We start from the raw sequence: 14263 nt of genomic DNA, 5'->3' as shown, positions 1-14263 counted from the left end.
CCGGCCAGCACACCGGCCCGGCCGCGCGCGGCGCCCAGACCGCGGGCGGCTGCCGCCAGCGCCTCGGGCCAGCTCGCCGGTTCGAGGACGCCGTCCTCGTTCCGTACGAGCGGAGTGGTGAGCCGGTCGGGCTTCTGCGCGTAGCGGAAGCCGAACCGTCCCTTGTCGCAGATCCACTCCTCGTTGACCTCTGGGTCGTTCGCCGCCAGCCGCCGCATGACCTTGCCGCGCCGGTGGTCGGTACGGGTCGCGCAGCCGCCCGCGCAGTGCTCGCAGACGCTCGGCGAGGACACCAGGTCGAACGGGCGGGAGCGGAAGCGGTACGCCGCCGAGGTCAGCGCGCCGACCGGGCAGATCTGGATGGTGTTGCCGGAGAAGTACGACTCGAACGGATCGCCCTCGCCGGTGCCGACCTGCTGGAGCGCGCCACGCTCCAGCAGCTCGATCATCGGGTCGCCCGCGATCTGGTTGGAGAACCGGGTGCAGCGGGCGCAGAGCACACACCGCTCACGGTCGAGCAGCACCTGGGTGGAGATCGGCACGGGCTTCTCGAAGGTGCGCTTCTTGCCCTCGAAGCGGGTGTCCGGATCGCCGACCTGCATGGCCTGGTTCTGGAGCGGGCACTCGCCGCCCTTGTCGCAGACCGGGCAGTCCAGCGGGTGGTTGATGAGCAGCAGCTCCATCACTCCGCGCTGCGCCTTCTCGGCGACCGGCGAGGTGAGCTGCGACTTGACGACCATCCCGTCGGTGCAGGTGATGGTGCAGGACGCCATCGGCTTGCGCTGGCCCTCGACCTCCACGATGCACTGCCGGCAGGCACCGGCCGGATCGAGCAGCGGATGGTCGCAGAAGCGCGGGATCTCGATGCCGAGCAGCTCGGCGGCGCGGATCACCAGAGTCCCCTTGGGGACGGAGATCTCGATGCCGTCGATGGTCAGCGAGACGAGGTCCTCGGGCGGGACCGGGGCCTCACCGCTCCCGGAGCCGGCGGCCGACGTGGTGACGGTCATGCGTTCACCTCCAGGTGGTTGTCGGCCCAGGCGGTCGACCTGGACGGGTCGAGAGGGCAGCCCTTGCCGGTGATGTGCTGCTCGTACTCCTCACGGAAGTACTTGAGCGAGGAGAAGATCGGGGCGGCGGCCCCGTCGCCGAGCGCGCAGAACGACTTGCCGTTGATGTTGTCGGCGATGTCGTTGAGCTTGTCGAGATCGGCAAGGGTGCCGGCCCCGCTTTCGATGGCACGCAGCAACTGGACCAGCCAGTACGTGCCTTCGCGGCAGGGCGTGCACTTGCCGCAGGACTCGTGCGCGTAGAACTCGGTCCAGCGGGTGACGGCCCGTACGACACAGGTCGTCTCGTCGAAGCACTGGAGCGCCTTGGTGCCGAGCATGGAGCCCGCCGCGCCCACGCCCTCGTAGTCCAGCGGGACATCAAGGTGCTCGTCGGTGAACATCGGCGTCGAGGAGCCGCCGGGCGTCCAGAACTTGAGCCGGTGGCCCTTGCGGATACCGCCGCCCATGTCGAGGAGCTGGCGCAGCGTGAGGCCGAGAGGGCCCTCGTACTGGCCGGGATTGGTGACATGCCCGCTGAGCGAGTAGAGCGTGAAGCCCGGCGACTTCTCGCTGCCCATGGACCTGAACCAGTCCTTGCCGCGGTGCAGGATCGCGGGAACAGACGCGATGGACTCGACGTTGTTGACCACGGTGGGACACGCGTACAGACCCGCGACCGCCGGGAAGGGAGGACGGAGCCGGGGCTGGCCGCGACGGCCCTCCAGCGAGTCGAGCAGCGCGGTCTCCTCACCACAGATGTACGCGCCCGCGCCCGCGTGCACGGTGACATCGAGATCGAGTCCGCTGCCCAGGATGTTCTTGCCGAGATAGCCCGCCGCGTAGGCCTCGCGGACCGCTTCGTGCAGCCTGCGCAGTACGGGCACGACCTCGCCGCGCAGATAGATGAAGGCGTGCTGCGAGCGGATCGCGTAGCAGGCGATCACGATGCCCTCGATGAGGGAGTGCGGATTGGCGAAGAGAAGAGGGATGTCCTTGCAGGTGCCCGGTTCCGACTCGTCCGCGTTGACGACGAGATAGTGCGGCTTGCCGTCGCCCTGCGGAATGAACTGCCACTTCATTCCGGTGGGGAAGCCCGCGCCGCCGCGTCCGCGCAGCCCGGATTCCTTGACGTACGCGATGAGATCGTCGGGCGCCATCGCGAAGGCCTTCTTGAGGCCCTCGTATCCGTCGTGCCGCTCATAGGTGGCCAGCGTCCAGGATTCCGGCTGGTCCCAGAAGGCGGACAGAACGGGTGCGAGGAGCTTCTCGGGACTCGTCCCGTTCTCGTCCAGCTCGGCTGTCATGGTCATCACTCCCCCTCCTCTGTGACGGGGCCGGCCGGGTGGGCGGGGTCGGAGGCCGACGTCTGCTGCGGTGCGTCGTGCGAGCTGAGGTGCTGCGAGCCCGGCTGCGGTTCGTCGCGCGGGGCCTCCGAGTCGCGCGGACGGACCACCCGGGGCCTGGGCGCCTCGCCCTTGGCCAGCCGCAGACCGACCAGCGACGCGGGACCGGCGCCGCCGGTGGCCTCGACGGCGCCCGGGCGCTCGTCGGGGAAGCCGGCGAGGATGCGCGCGGTCTCCTTGTAGGTGCACAGCGGCGCGCCACGGGTGGGCTCGACGGGACGGCCTTCGCGGAGATCGTCGACGAGCCGCTTGGCGCTCTCGGGCGTCTGGTTGTCGAAGAACTCCCAGTTGACCATCACCACGGGCGCGAAGTCGCAGGCCGCGTTGCACTCGATGTGTTCGAGGGTGACCTTGCCGTCCTCGGTCGTCTCGTCGTTGCCGACGCCGAGGTGCTCCTTCAGCTCGTCGAAGATGGCGTCGCCGCCCATCACCGCGCAGAGCGTGTTCGTACAGACGCCGACCTGGTAGTCGCCGCCCGGCTTGCGCCGGTACATGGAGTAGAAGGTCGCGACGGCGGTGACCTCGGCGGTGGTGAGGTCGAGCAGCTCGGCGCAGAAGGCCATGCCCGTACGGGACACATGGCCCTCCTCCGACTGCACCAGATGCAGCAGAGGGAGCAGCGCGGAGCGTGTCCCGGGGTAGCGGGCGATGATCTCCTTGGCGTCCGCTTCGAGCCTGGCCCGTACCTCGGCCGGGTAGTCGGGCGCGGGGAGCTGGGGCATGCCCAGGCTGACCTCGGAGTTGGGCGGTGTGGCGGTCACCGGTCGACGCCTCCCATCACGGGGTCGATGGACGCGACGGCGACGATGACATCGGCGACCTGGCCGCCCTCGCACATGGCCGCCATGGCCTGGAGATTGGTGAAGGACGGGTCGCGGAAGTGGACCCGGTAGGGACGTGTGCCTCCGTCGGAGACGACATGCGCGCCCAGCTCGCCCTTGGGCGACTCGACGGCTGCGTACGCCTGTCCCTGCGGCACCCGGAAGCCCTCCGTCACCAGCTTGAAGTGATGGATCAGAGCCTCCATGGACGTGCCCATGATGTTCTTGATGTGGTCCAGCGAGTTGCCCAGGCCGTCGGGGCCCAGTGCGAGCTGGGCGGGCCAGGCGATCTTCTTGTCGGCGACCATCACCGGTCCCGGCTCCAGCCGGTCCAGGCACTGCTCGACGATATGGAGCGACTGGCGCATCTCCTCCAGCCGGATGAGGAAGCGGCCGTACGCGTCGCAGGAGTCGGCGGTCGGGACGTCGAATTCGAAGGTCTCGTATCCGCAGTACGGGTCCGACCTGCGCAGATCGTGCGGGAGCCCGGCGGAGCGCAGGATCGGTCCGGTAGCGCCCAGCGCCATGCAGCCGGCCAGATCGAGATAGCCGACGTCCTGCATCCGGGCCTTGAAGATCGGGTTGCCGGTGGCGAGCTTGTCGTACTCCGGCAGGTTCTTCCGCAGCGTCCTGATCAGCTCGCGCAGATGGTCGACGGCGCCCGGAGGCAGATCCTGGGCGAGCCCGCCGGGCCGGATGAACGCGTGGTTCATCCGCAGTCCGGTGATCAGCTCATAGGCATCGAGAATCAGTTCACGATCGCGGAAGCCGTAGATCATGATCGTCGTCGCGCCCAGCTCCATACCGCCGGTGGCGATACAGACCAGATGCGAGGAGAGCCGGTTCAGCTCCATCAGCAGAACGCGCAGCAGGGTGGCACGGTCCGGGATGTCGTCCTCGATGCCGAGCAGCTTCTCCACGCCCAGGCAGTACGCCGTCTCGTTGAAGAACGACGTCAGATAATCCATGCGCGTGACAAAGGTGGTGCCCTGCGTCCAGTTACGGAATTCGAGGTTCTTCTCGATACCGGTGTGCAGATAGCCGATGCCGCAGCGGGCCTCGGTGACGGTCTCGCCCTCGATCTCCAGGATCAGCCGGAGCACTCCATGGGTGGACGGGTGCTGAGGACCCATGTTGACGACGATCCGCTCGTCGTCCGCCTTGGCGGCGGACTGGACGACCTCGTCCCAGTCGCCGCCGGTGACGGTGTAGACGGTGCCCTCGGTCGTCGCGCGGGCGGTGGCGTGCGGGGTTTCGTGAGGAGCAGACATCAGGAGTACGACCTCCGCTGGTCCGGAGCCGGGATCTGGGCGCCCTTGTACTCGAGGGGGATACCGCCGAGGGGATAGTCCTTGCGCTGCGGGAAGCCCTGCCAGTCGTCCGGCATCATGATCCGGGTCAGCGCGGGATGGCCGTCGAAGATCAGGCCGAAGAAGTCGTAGGTCTCGCGCTCGTGCCAGTCATTGGTCGGATAGACCGCGACCAGGGACGGGACATGCGGATCGGCGTCGGGAGCGGACACCTCCAGCCGGATCAGCCGGCCATGGGTGAGCGAGCGCAGATGGTAGACGGCGTGCAGCTCACGGCCCTGGTCGCCCGGGAAGTGGACGCCCGAGACTCCGGTGCAGAGCTCGAAGCGCAGCGCCGGATCGTCACGGAGCGTACGCGCCACCTGTACAAGGTGTTCCCGGGCGATATGGAAGGTGATCTCGGCGCGGTCGACGACCGTCTTCACGATGGCGCTCTCGGGAGCGAGTCCCTGCTCCTCCAGCGCGCCTTCGAGCTCGTCGGCGATCTCGTCGAAGACACCGCCGGGACCGCCGTACGGCCGGACCGAGGCGCCGGGCAGCGTCACGGTCCGTACGAGACCGCCGTAACCGGAGGTGTCGCCGCCGTTGTTGGCGCCGAACATGCCCTTCCGTACGCCGATGACCTCACCGGTGTCGTCCCGGGGGGACGGAACGTTATTTCCGGATTGCTGCTCGTCGCTCACCGCAGCAGCCCCTTCATCTCGATCGTCGGGAGCGCCTTGAGAGCCGCTTCCTCCGCCTCACGGGCCGCTTCCTCCGCGTTGACCCCGAGCTTGGAGCTCTGGATCTTCTGGTGAAGCTTGAGGATGGCGTCCATCAGCATCTCGGGGCGCGGCGGGCAGCCGGGCAAATAGATGTCAACAGGGACAATATGATCAACACCCTGGACAATCGCGTAATTATTGAACATCCCGCCCGATGACGCACAAACCCCCATGGAGATCACCCACTTGGGATTGGGCATCTGGTCATAGACCTGCCTCAGCACGGGCGCCATCTTCTGGCTCACACGTCCGGCCACGATCATCAAGTCGGCCTGCCGCGGCGAGCCGCGGAAGACCTCCATGCCGAACCGCGCCAGGTCGTAGCGACCGGCGCCGGTCGTCATCATCTCGATCGCGCAGCAGGCGAGGCCGAAGGTGGCGGGGAAGACGGACGACTTCCGCACCCAGCCCGATGCCTGCTCGACGGTGGTGAGCAGAAAACCGCTCGGCAGCTTCTCTTCGAGTCCCATTGGTGCCCCCTTGGCCCCTTTAGTCCCATTCTAGGCCGCCGCGCCGCCATACATAGGCGTAGGCGACGAAGACGGTGAGCACGAAGAGCAGCATCTCCACGAGCCCGAAAATCCCCAGTGCGTCGAAGGTGACGGCCCAGGGGTAAAGGAAGACGATCTCGATGTCGAAGACGATGAAGAGCATCGCCGTCAGGTAGTACTTGATGGGGAAACGGCCGCCTCCGGCCGGCGTGGGTGTGGGCTCGATGCCGCACTCGTACGCCTCAAGTTTCGCCCGGTTGTACCGCTTTGGGCCGATAAGCGTGGCCATGACCACGGAGAAGATGGCAAACCCGGCCCCGATGGCGCCGAGCGCGAGGATCGGCGCGTAGGAATTCACGCTCCTCAGCTCCTTCCAGTCGTCCTTGACCGTTGGACCGCACCGGGCATCCACCTCCCCGCCTCACCCCGATCACCGAAGATCACGTACATGTGAGGCAGTTCACAAGCCCGACTGCCACGCATCCTATGCCTGGTGGTCTGTGATCTGCGACACGGGGTACGGCAACAGCTTTGTGATCTCCACCACCTGACGAACGATCATGAAGTCGGATGAGCGGTGATCTTCATACGCGAAGCGGCCGGGCCCTCACCAGATGTGACATCCGAGCTCGTTCCCGCTGATCGGAGGCGTATTGCCCTACCAAGAGATGCACCGTACAGGCAAATTGGCGATGGGACGACCGGGAGTGATAAGGCGCCGGGGTTCACCCGGGCGAGGGCGATGCGAGGACCGAAGTGGACACGTGCACGCATTCACGAGCAAGCGGGACGGCACCGCGGACGCAGCACGGACGCGCCACGGACACACCGATTCACCCTCGCGAATCCCGGCCGCCGCACCTCGGCCCGACTCCGTGATCGTTTCGACCGCCGACGGTGACCACCCTGTGACCTGTACCACTTCACTCAACCTTCGAGAGAAGCGGGCTTGGCCATGAGCGTGAAGGGGTGGTAAGCGGTGGGCAATTCGGGCCTTTCCTCGAAAGCCCATGATCAAGGCCATGATCAGCCGTGCCCGTTTTGCCCGTTACGGCGTCAATAAGAGCGACAACTAAGCGGATTCAAATATTCCGGACGTAACTGTGGCGCAATACACGATGCTTGACGGGAACCAGGTCACTCCTGATAGCGATGTGCTCATGTCCCACACCGCTCACATACCCAGCCACCGGAAACCCCGCCGCGGCGCGTCGAAAGTCGCCATCCGTGCCGGAGTCGCCGGTGGCGTCCTCAGCACGATCGCGGTGGCCGGTGCCGCCGGACCGGCGAACGCCGCCGAGCCGGTGACCGAGACCATCGAAATGCCCACGCTCACATCCGGGCTCGCAGGCGCCGTCGCACAGTCCGCGGACGCCACCCAGAGGGCGGCTCTCAACTTTGAGCTGAGCGCCCAGGAGAACGCCGCCGCCGTCAAGGCCGCGCAGGCCGCCAGGAAGGCCAAGGCCGAGGCGGAGCGCAAGGCGGAGGCCCAGCGGGCGGAGGCGAAGAAGAAGGCCGAGGCCGCCGCCCGCGCCAAGGCCGAGGCGACGGCGCGCGCGTCCCGTACCGCCGAGCGCACGACGCTCGCGCCGACGTCCACGAGCAGCGACTCGGGCTCCAGCTCCAGCTCCGGTACGGCCAGCGCCCCCAAGGCCACCACGAAGGCCTCCGGCTCCGCGGGCGCGCTCATCGCGTTCGCGCAGGCCCAGCTCGGTGACGCGTACGTGATGGGCTCCACGGGCCCCAACGCCTGGGACTGCTCCGGTCTGGTCCAGGCCGCGTACCGGCAGATCGGCGTCGACCTGCCGCGTGTCTCGCAGGACCAGTCGACGGCCGGCACCCAGGTCTCCCTGAGCAACCTCCAGCCGGGCGACATCCTCTACTGGGGCGGTGCGGGCAGCGCGTACCACACCGCGATCTACATCGGCGGCGGCGAGTTCATCGGCGCGCAGAACCCGAGCTCAGGCGTGGTCCAGAAGTCCCTGGACTGGGACCCGCCGAGCGGCGCGGTCCGCGTCCTCTGACGTCCCGCCTGATAGGTGTTACCGAGGGCCCGCACCCCGCTCGGGGGGATGCGGGCCTTCGCTGTCCCCCGATCGAGTGATGGCACGGCCGATCGCTTCTGGGTAGAACCCCGGTGGACGAAGCGCACCGCCTCCAGGAGGTACCGCATATGACCGTTCGCGGGATCGATGTCTCCTCGCACCAGAATTCCACCTTCAGCACGAACGGGCTCTCGTTCGTCTTTGTGAAGGCCACCGAAGGTGTCTCCTACATCAATCCGAAGATGACCGCGCAGGCCGCGCACGGGCGGGCGGCCGGTCTGGTGGTGGGCTTCTATCACTTTCTGCGGCCCGGGAGCATGAAGGCGCAGGCCAGATATTTCGTGGAGGAGTGCGCGAGCATCGAGGGCGATCCGCTCTTCGCGGACTGGGAGGACGACGGAGTCTCCTGCGCCGAGAAGGACGCGTTCCTCGCCGAGGTGAAGCGGCTCCGAGGTGCGACACACCGCGTCGGGCTCTACTGCGGGCAGTACTACTGGCTGCACCGGGACACCACCAGCAACGCGGGCGACGCGCTGTGGATCGCGGACTATGTGACGCCTGGAGAGCCCCGGATCAAGGCCCGATGGAGGTTCCACCAGTACACGGACACGCCGGTCGACACCAACCTCGGAGCGTTCGCCGACCGGGCGGCGCTGCGGAAGTGGGCGGACGGCTAGGGCGTGTCCGGCAAATCCGGCCCGCAGCCGGTGATCACGCCTTCGGGACTCATGCCTTGGGGGCTCACGCCTTGGGCGCCACCTTCGACAGGCCGTTGATGATCCGGTCCATCGCGTCGCCGCCCGTCGGATCGGTCAGGTTCGCCAGCATCTTCAGCGTGAACTTCATCAGCAGCGGATGCGTCAGACCGCGCTGGGTCGCCAGCTTCATGATCTTCGGGTTGCCGATCAGCTTCACAAACGCGCGGCCCAGCGTGTAGTAGCCGCCGTAGGTGTCCTTGAGGACCTTCGGATAGTGGTGCAGGGCCAGTTCGCGCTGCGCGGGCGTGGCACGGGCATGCGCCTGGACGATCACATCGGCGGCGATCTGGCCCGACTCCATGGCGTACGCGATGCCCTCGCCGTTGAACGGATTGACCAGACCGCCCGCGTCGCCCACCAGCAGCAGGCCCTTGGTGTAGTGCGGCTGGCGGTTGAACGCCATCGGCAGGGCGGCGCCGCGGATCGGCATCGTCATGTTCTCCGGCGTGTAGCCCCAGTCCTCCGGCATCGACGCGCACCACGCCTTCAGCACCTCGCGCCAGTCCAGCTCCTTGAAGGAGTCGGAGGTGTTGAGGACGCCGAGACCGACATTGGACGTACCGTCGCCCATCCCGAAGATCCAGCCGTACCCGGGCAGCAGCCGGTCCTCACCGGGCCCACGCCGGTCCCACAGCTCCAGCCAGGACTCCAGATAGTCGTCGTCGTGGCGCGGCGAGGTGAAGTACGTACGGACGGCCACTCCCATCGGCCGGTCCTCGCGCCGGTGCAGTCCCATCGCGAGCGACAGCCGCGTCGAGTTGCCGTCGGCCGCGACGACGAGCGGCGCGTGGAAGGTGACCGGTGTCTTCTCCTCGCCCAGCTTGGCGTGCACACCGGTGATCCGGCCGGTGCGCTCGTCGGTGATCGGAGCGCCGACATTGCAGCGCTCGTAGAGCCGCGCGCCCGCCTTCTGCGCCTGCCGCGCGAGCTGCTCGTCGAAGTCGTCCCGCTTGCGGACCAGTCCGTAGTCCGGATACGAGGCCAGATCCGGCCAGTCGAGCTGGAGCCGTACACCGCCGCCGATGATCCGCAGGCCCTTGTTGCGCAGCCAGCCCGCCTCCTCGGAGATGTCGATGCCCATCGACACCAACTGCTTGGTGGCACGCGGGGTGAGCCCGTCACCGCAGACCTTCTCGCGCGGGAACGCCGTCTTCTCCAGCAGCAGTACGTCCAGGCCCGCCTTGGCCAGGTAGTACGCGGTCGTGGAACCGGCGGGGCCTGCGCCGACGACGATCACATCCGCGGTGCTTTCGGAGCGGGGCTCGGTCACGGCTGGTTCTCCCGAAGACTCGAAATTGCGTACCGGACGGCACTGGACATGTGCAGTCTATGGGGGCGCACCGATGCCTCCACTGAAGGGCTGCCCCCGTGAACAACATGACCACGCCGCTCCCCGCTCCCGTGGTGCAGCTCCGAGTCCCCACCGACGAGGACGCGCTCAACTGGCACCGGGTGTTCGACGATCCCGAGGTGATGGAGTTCCACGGCGGTACGTCGGCGGAGCTCTCGGTGTACGAGGAGTTGACCGCCCGTCAGCGCAGGCATGACGCGGAGCGCGGCTTCTGCTTCTGGACGCTGCTGGACGAGGGCGGCGAGGTGATCGGCTTCACCGGCGCGCAGCCCTGGCCGCACGAGTCGTTCGGGCCGGTCGGCGAGATCGAGATCGGCTGGCGCCTCGGCCGTGCGCACTGGGGCCGCGGTTACGCGACGGCCGCCGCGCGGGCCGCGCTGGAGCGGGTACGGGCGGCGGGCGTCGGCCGGGTCGTCGCAATGGTGAACGCGCGCAACGAGCGCTCGGTCGCGGTGACCCGGCGGCTCGGGATGGAGCTGGCGGAGACCTATCCGTTCACATCACGGGGAGCCGAACAGCAGGCGCACTGCTTCCGATTGGAGCTGTAGAGCCGCAGGAACAGTCGGGGTTCGGACCCGCTCCGGTTCGGAATGTTTCCGGATGCTTCCGGCCGGTTCAGTCCCGTACGCCTCTGTGCAGCGCCACGATCCCACCGGTCAGATTCCGCCACGCGACCCCGGACCAGCCCGCCGACTGCAACCGCGCCGCCAGCGCGGGCTGGTCCGGCCAGGCGCGGATCGATTCGGCGAGATAGACATACGCGTCGGGATTGGAGGAGACGGCACGCGCGGCCGGCGGCAGCGCACGCATCAGATACTCGGTGTAGACGGTCCTGAACGGCGCCCAGGTCGGATGTGAGAACTCGCAGATCACCACCCGGCCGCCCGGCTTGGTCACCCGGTACAGCTCACGCAGCGCGCGATCCGTGTCCTGGACATTGCGCAGTCCGAAGGAGATCGTCACCGCGTCGAAAACCTCGTCGGCGAACGGCAGTCGCGTCGCGTCACCGGCCGTGAACGGCATCCACGGATGGCGCCGCTTGCCCTCCCGCAGCATGCCCTGGGAGAAGTCGCACGGCACGACATAGGCGCCGGTGGCGGCGAAGGGCAGCGAGGAGGTGGCGGTGCCCGCGGCCAGGTCGAGGACCTTCTCCGCCGGGCGGGCGTTCACGGCCTTGGCGACCGCCTTGCGCCACACCCGGTCCTGGCCGAGCGAGAGCACATCATTGGTGAGGTCGTAGTTGGCCGCCACGTCGTCGAACATGGAGGCGACTTCGTGCGGCTGCTTGTCCAGGGATGCGCGGGTCACGCGCCCATTGTGTCCCCCACTCCGCCTCTCCCCGAAACCGGGGCCGAGCCCTCGGAGCCTCGTTCTGTCCTCAGTCTGTTCTCAGCCGCCGGACGGGTCCTCAACGGCCGCGGTGGAGCAGGCGGCCTGCCAGGACCGTTGCCACACAGGTGGCCGCGCCGTGGGTGGTCAGGGTGAGGTACGGGGCGGTGCCCGGCAGTGCCGGGACCGCGAAGACCGCGAAATCCGCAGGGCCGCCCTCCGCGAGCGGAGGCAGGAAGATCTCCCGTGCCGGGCGACCGGCCACGAAGAGGTCCAGCGAAGGCGGGCCCGGGGGCTCCTCGTACCGGCGTTCCACGCGCAGGCCCGCGCGCGCCACCGCATCCCGTACCGGCTCCCGCCTCAGTTCCCCCGCCACCGCGACCGTGCCGTGCGCCAGCATCCGCCGCACGCCGCGCCGCGCGCTCGCGCCCCAGCGGGCGTCGGTCATCTCCAGCGCGGCGAGCGCCTCCCCCGTCAGCGGCCCGGTGCCCAGTTCGTCGGCCTCGCGCGGATCGGGGTGGTAGGTGCGCTCCAGCAGCTCGGGACCGTACGGATTGCGCAGACCGGGCGTGATCACACCCGGCCAGCGCCGGACCCGTGCCGTCGGGCTCACCGCGGCCAGCTCTTCGTATGGGCCGACGGCCGCGACCGTACGTCCCTCGATCAGCACCGCGCCGCCGGGCACGGGCTCGCGGTCCGCGCCGGGAAGCAGCACGTCGGCGCGGTGAATGACCAGCACGCCCGGCTCAGTTGGCGCTGAGCAGCTTCAGCTCCGGGTGGGCCGTACCGCCCTCGATCGCCGTCGACGAGATGTGCGAGGCCACGCGGTCGTCCACCGGGTCGTTCGCCGGATCGTCGTGCACGACGAGGTGTTCGTACGTCGTGGCGCGCTGCGCCGGGACACGGCCCGACTTGCGGATCAGATCGATGATCTCCAGCCGGTTGGAGCGATGCTTGGCGCCGGCCGAGGAGACCACGTTCTCCTCCAGCATGATCGAGCCGAGGTCGTCCGCTCCGTAGTGCAGCGAGAGCTGGCCGACCTCCTTGCCCGTGGTCAGCCAGGAGCCCTGGATGTGCGCGACGTTGTCGAGGAAGAGCCGCGCGATCGCGATCATGCGCAGATACTCGAAGAGCGTGGCCTGCGTCCGACCTTTCAGATGGTTGTTCTCGGGCTGGTAGGTGTACGGGATGAACGCGCGGAAGCCGCCCGTACGGTCCTGTACGTCACGGATCATCCGGAGATGCTCGATGCGCTCGGCGTTGGTCTCGCCCGTGCCCATGAGCATCGTGGACGTCGACTCGACACCCAGCCCGTGCGCCGTCTCCATGATCTCCAGCCACCGCTCGCCGGACTCCTTGAGCGGCGCGATCGCCTTGCGCGGCCGTGCGGGCAGGAGTTCGGCGCCCGCACCGGCGAAGGAGTCGAGGCCCGCGTCATGGATGCGCCCGATGGCCTCCTCGACGGAGACACCAGAGATCCGGGCCATGTGCTCGACCTCGGAGGCGCCGAGGGAGTGGATGACGAGCTGCGGGAAGGCCTGCTTGATGGCGCGGAAGTGCTTCTCGTAGTACTCCACGCCGTAGTCCGGGTGGTGGCCGCCCTGGAACATGATCTGCGTACCGCCCAGCTCCACGGTCTCCGCGCAGCGGCGCAGGATGTCGTCGAGATCCCGGCTCCAGCCCTTGGCGGTGTCCTTGGGCGCGGCATAGAAGGCGCAGAACTTGCAGGCCGTCACACAGACGTTGGTGTAGTTGATGTTCCGCTCGATGATGTACGTCGCGATGTGCTCCATCCCGGCGTACCGGCGGCGGCGCACGGCGTCGGCCGCGGCGCCCAGCGCGTGCAGCGGCGCCGAGCGGTACAGATCGAGCGCCTCCTCGGGAGTGATACGGCCGCCCGCGGCGGCACGGTCGAGGACGCCAGTGACATGTACGGACGTGAGGTCGGCCTTCTCGGTCACCGGGGCAAGTCCTTCCCAAGGGGCTGTAGACGACGGTCCAGCCTACGTCAGGGGTACGACACGGCTCGCGCCCGGCCGTACCGGCTCACCGTTCTCACTGTCCCGTTTCTCAGGGCTCGGTTTCTCACTGCTTGGTGAGCGTGCCCTTCGGAGTACCGGCCGCCGCCTCGTCGGACTCGTAGAGCACCGTCCCGTCATCCTTGAGTGTGAAGGTCAGTCCGGCCTCGGCACCGGTGCACAGCCCTTGGGTACCGGCGTTGTCCTCGTCGGTCCGTTCCGTGACACGGAGTTGGCCGGCGGTGCCCGAGACGAACCTGCCGATGCTGCGGCACTCCGTGTCCACGCCGAGGACGGAGATGGTGTACGTCATACGCACCACGTCGTCGCCCTTCGCGCCCTTGCTGATCACTGCCGTGGCGTCGCCGTGCGTGGCTCCGCTGCGCTCGGTGGTCGGGCCCTTCCAGGTGCCGATGAAGGCCGCGGGCACCTCGGTGACCGGCTTGGGCGCGTCCGAGGCGGGATCCGAGGACGGGCCGTCCGAGGACGGGTCCCCCGAGGCCGGAGCCGAGCCCGTGCTCGAATCGGCGGACGGCTGCGAGGGGGAAACCTCCGAAGACGAGCCGGGCGGCGAGGCGCTGTTGTTGTCGTCGCTCCCGTTGCCCGGCAGGAGTTTGAAGAGAAAGGCGCTGCCAACCAGCACGGCGGCCAGTGCGCCCGCCACCGTCAGGGCCACCGTGCAGCTCACCCTGCGACCGCGCCGCCCGGCGCCCGTACCGCTGCCGCTGCCGGTGCTGCCGCCGCCCGGGGCCGTCCCCGGACCCGTACCCGTACTCGTACCGGCGTCCGTGGTGAAGGCGACCGACAGCCGTCCGTCGGAGGCCTGCTGTCCCGGGAGAGAGGCGTCCCGCACCTGATCCACGGGCGAGTTCACCGCCGGATCCACGGGCGGGCCGAAGACGCCCAGCGGCGCGCCACCGC

General features: G+C 68.4%; 14 protein-coding genes and 1 pseudogene. 3 read left to right on the top strand and 12 right to left on the bottom strand.

From position 1 onward, the window contains the following. The 7 genes from nuoG to GA0115259_RS03125 form a co-directional block, all read right to left on the bottom strand. The coding region (nuoG, locus tag GA0115259_RS03155) for an NADH-quinone oxidoreductase subunit NuoG (RefSeq protein WP_093590493.1) at positions 1 to 1010 on the bottom strand (1010 nt) is incomplete at its 3' end. Further along, positions 1007 to 2362 (bottom strand): NADH-quinone oxidoreductase subunit NuoF, encoded by a 1356-nt coding sequence (gene nuoF / locus GA0115259_RS03150; protein WP_093590490.1) that lies wholly within the window; start codon positions 2360 to 2362, stop codon positions 1007 to 1009. The genes nuoF and nuoG, both read right to left, overlap by 4 nt. Continuing rightward, a complete protein-coding gene (gene nuoE / locus GA0115259_RS03145; RefSeq protein ID WP_093590502.1) occupies positions 2362 to 3177 on the bottom strand; it encodes an NADH-quinone oxidoreductase subunit NuoE in 816 nt (271 codons plus the stop codon). The genes nuoF and nuoE overlap by 1 nt, the downstream gene beginning before the upstream one ends. Before the next feature lie 35 nt (positions 3178 to 3212). Next, a complete protein-coding gene (locus tag GA0115259_RS03140; protein ID WP_093590487.1) occupies positions 3213 to 4547 on the bottom strand; it encodes an NADH-quinone oxidoreductase subunit D in 1335 nt (444 codons plus the stop codon). Continuing rightward, the gene (locus GA0115259_RS03135) at positions 4547 to 5269 is read right to left on the bottom strand and encodes an NADH-quinone oxidoreductase subunit C (RefSeq protein WP_093590484.1); all 723 of its coding nucleotides are present in this window, start codon (positions 5267 to 5269) and stop codon (positions 4547 to 4549) included. The genes GA0115259_RS03140 and GA0115259_RS03135 overlap by 1 nt, the downstream gene beginning before the upstream one ends. After that, on the bottom strand, positions 5266 to 5820 hold the full coding sequence (locus GA0115259_RS03130) for a NuoB/complex I 20 kDa subunit family protein (RefSeq protein ID WP_046505025.1): 555 nt from the start codon (positions 5818 to 5820) through the stop codon (positions 5266 to 5268). Before GA0115259_RS03130 ends, GA0115259_RS03135 begins: the two co-directional genes overlap by 4 nt. Positions 5821 to 5839: 19 nt before the next feature. Then, complete coding sequence (locus GA0115259_RS03125) at positions 5840 to 6199, bottom strand: NADH-quinone oxidoreductase subunit A (protein ID WP_093590499.1); 360 nt, start codon at positions 6197 to 6199, stop codon at positions 5840 to 5842. Positions 6200 to 7001: 802 nt separating this feature from the next. On the opposite strand from GA0115259_RS03125, the gene GA0115259_RS03120 reads away from it, so the two are divergent. Both GA0115259_RS03120 and GA0115259_RS03115 read left to right on the top strand, forming a co-directional pair. Further along, complete coding sequence (locus GA0115259_RS03120) at positions 7002 to 7865, top strand: C40 family peptidase (RefSeq protein WP_093590481.1); 864 nt, start codon at positions 7002 to 7004, stop codon at positions 7863 to 7865. Between the two features lie 149 nt (positions 7866 to 8014). Then, positions 8015 to 8563 carry a glycoside hydrolase family 25 protein gene (locus tag GA0115259_RS03115; protein WP_093590478.1) on the top strand — a complete coding sequence of 183 codons (549 nt, stop codon included), beginning with the start codon at positions 8015 to 8017 and terminating at the stop codon, positions 8561 to 8563. Between the two features lie 64 nt (positions 8564 to 8627). On the opposite strand, the gene GA0115259_RS03110 is transcribed toward GA0115259_RS03115, so the two are convergent. Then, entirely contained in the window at positions 8628 to 9914 is a 1287-nt protein-coding gene (locus GA0115259_RS03110; RefSeq protein ID WP_093590475.1) for a geranylgeranyl reductase family protein, read from the bottom strand. 107 nt (positions 9915 to 10021) lie between these two features. Between GA0115259_RS03110 and GA0115259_RS03105 the strand changes: the two genes are divergently transcribed. Continuing rightward, entirely contained in the window at positions 10022 to 10543 is a 522-nt protein-coding gene (locus GA0115259_RS03105; protein WP_093590496.1) for a GNAT family N-acetyltransferase, read from the top strand. A 67-nt stretch (positions 10544 to 10610) separates the two neighbouring features. Here GA0115259_RS03105 and GA0115259_RS03100 read toward each other — a convergent pair whose 3' ends face one another. The 4 genes and pseudogenes from GA0115259_RS03100 to GA0115259_RS39965 form a co-directional block, all read right to left on the bottom strand. Continuing rightward, positions 10611 to 11303 (bottom strand): demethylmenaquinone methyltransferase, encoded by a 693-nt coding sequence (locus GA0115259_RS03100; RefSeq protein WP_093590472.1) that lies wholly within the window; start codon positions 11301 to 11303, stop codon positions 10611 to 10613. A gap of 100 nt (positions 11304 to 11403) precedes the next feature. Continuing rightward, positions 11404 to 12063 (bottom strand): imidazolonepropionase-like domain-containing protein, encoded by a 660-nt coding sequence (locus tag GA0115259_RS03095; protein ID WP_093590469.1) that lies wholly within the window; start codon positions 12061 to 12063, stop codon positions 11404 to 11406. 7 nt (positions 12064 to 12070) lie between these two features. Next, positions 12071 to 13285 (bottom strand): cyclic dehypoxanthinyl futalosine synthase, encoded by a 1215-nt coding sequence (gene mqnC, locus GA0115259_RS03090; RefSeq protein WP_093590466.1) that lies wholly within the window; start codon positions 13283 to 13285, stop codon positions 12071 to 12073. Positions 13286 to 13409: 124 nt separating this feature from the next. After that, positions 13410 to 14263: pseudogene (locus GA0115259_RS39965) on the bottom strand (serine/threonine protein kinase); the annotation flags it as partial.

Source organism: Streptomyces sp. MnatMP-M17 (genome assembly GCF_900091995.1).
Taxonomy (GTDB): Bacteria; Actinomycetota; Actinomycetes; order Streptomycetales; family Streptomycetaceae; genus Streptomyces.
Note: the sequence above shows the minus strand (reverse complement) of the source record. Positions and strands in the feature narration are given on the sequence as shown.